This is a genomic window from Geminisphaera colitermitum TAV2, assembly GCF_000171235.2.
GTDB classification, from domain to species: Bacteria; Verrucomicrobiota; Verrucomicrobiia; order Opitutales; family Opitutaceae; genus Geminisphaera; species Geminisphaera colitermitum.
This window is the reverse complement of the sequence record NZ_ABEA03000219.1, coordinates 1-2,000: the sequence shown is the minus strand read 5'-3', so window position 1 is coordinate 2,000 and position 2,000 is coordinate 1. Positions and strand designations below refer to the sequence as shown.

At 67.3% G+C, this 2,000-nt stretch carries 1 pseudogene; it reads left to right on the top strand.

Going from position 1 to position 2,000, the window contains the following annotated elements:
- Window positions 1–2,000: pseudogene (locus tag OBACDRAFT_RS24610) on the top strand (hypothetical protein); the annotation flags it as partial.

Genomic DNA, 2,000 nt, shown 5'->3' with positions numbered 1-2,000 from the left:
GCCGCCACCGGCCGCCCCCTCGAACAACTCGCCCAGACCATCGGGCGGCTCCACGCCGGGCTCACGACAGGCGGCTCTGTCTCCGACGTAACCACGCAGCTCCAGCACATGGGCGCCATCTCGATCGAGGCCAAGCAGCGCCTCGATTCGCTTGCCGCCGCCAAGATCGCCGGCCCCGCCGCCTGGGCCGAAGCCACCACCGCCCTCGGACGCTTCTCCGGCGCGATGGACCAATCCCAGCACGGCTGGGATGGCCTCATGCGCCAGATTTCCGCATCGTGGGAGGCCACGAAAGGCAAACTCACCGAGCCCGTGTTCGAGCCCATGACGCAGGGAGTGCGCAACCTCGCCACGGCCATCGGCCTGCTGCCCACCCAGGCGCAGGCCGCCGTCAACGCCATCCGCGAAGCCGGCGAATCCCTCGGCAAGGGAGTCGAGACCGTCACCACCGCCACCCTCCCCAACCTCCGGGGCGACCTGCGCTCCCAGCGCGCCGCCGCCCGCCTCCAGCTCGCCAACCTCAACCAGCGCCGCACCAACGCCGGGACAACCTTCCTCGGTATCGGAGGCGAGGATACACAACTGAAGGAACAAAAAGCCACCCTCCAAAAAACCATCGACGAACTCTCCCTCAAGCTGGTCGAGTTCGACGGTCTCACCAAAGCCTCCTTTGGCAAAACCCGCGACGAGGTGCTCGCGCGGATACAGGAGATCAAGGACGCCGCCACCACCACAGAGACGCTCTATATCGAGGGGAAATTCGGAAAGTCTGCCGTCGGCACGCGGACCGTCCCCCGCGCCCTCAATGAGAAAGAACAGGCCGAGATCGACCGCCTCAACAAGGCGCTCGAACTCGACGACGCCGCCCCCAAAGCCATCGCCGACCGCGCCGCCCAAAACACTGTCGCCGCCGAGGCCGAGGCCACCCGCGCCGCCAACGCCCGCGCCGTCGCCGCCGCACTCAAGACCGCCCGTGACAACGCCGCGGACCTCACCGCCAAACTCGCCGAAAACGAACTCGCGGCCGCCGCCCTCGCCAAAGATTTCGACCGACAGGCCGAACTCCTGAAAAAGCGTGCTGCCGCTGCCGAGACCGCCTACCAGAAGGACATCGCCACCGCCGCCCTTGCCACCACCCAGGCCGAGGCGGACGAACTCCGCGCCGCCGCCGAAAAAGCCCGCCAGGCCGCGTTGGTCCCCGTCCAGACCGCCCTCGCCGAAGTCGAAAAAAAGCGCGCCGACAGCCAGCGCGAAACCCTCGCCGCCGGTCAGCAGCTCCAGCAAAACATCCTCGACCAGATCACCCGTGAACGCGAGTTACTCGCCCTCCGCGAAGACATTTCACCGGCGCAAAAAGCCGTGGAATATGCCCGCCTGCTCACCCGCCAGCAGGCCGTCCTCGCCGAGGTTATCCGGCTGAAAAAAGAAGAGTTGGCCCTCGCAGCCAACCCGCTGGATCGCGCCCGCATTCAGGCGGAAATCGATGCCGCGCAGCACGCGATCGACAACCCCTCTGCGGCCACCCGGCCCGCCGGGTCGAAGATCGTGGAGCAGCGCAAGGACGTGGCCGATATGCAGTCAGGCTCCAGCCTTGCCCACTACAACGGCGTCGGCGAAGGCATCGAAGGCGGGATGCTCTCCCAACTCCAGCAGATCGGCACCCTGGGCGACCAGACAGCGCGGACCTTCAGCACCGCCGCCGACTCCATGCGCAGCAGCCTGGGCGGCGCGATCAGCGACATGATCCTGAAAGGTGAATCTCTGAAGGATGCGATGGCCGGCTTCGGCCTCGCCATTGCCCAGTCCTTCATCAACGCGGGCGCGCAGATGCTGGCCGACTGGATCATGCAAAACACGGTCATGGTCGCGTGGAAGGCACTCACCGAAACCAAAATGACCACCGCTGCCGCCACCGGAGCGGCCGCGCGCACCGGGATCGTCGCCGGCGAGGAGGTCGCCGCCACGGGCGCCAAGGCCGCCGGCACCACGGCCCGCACCGG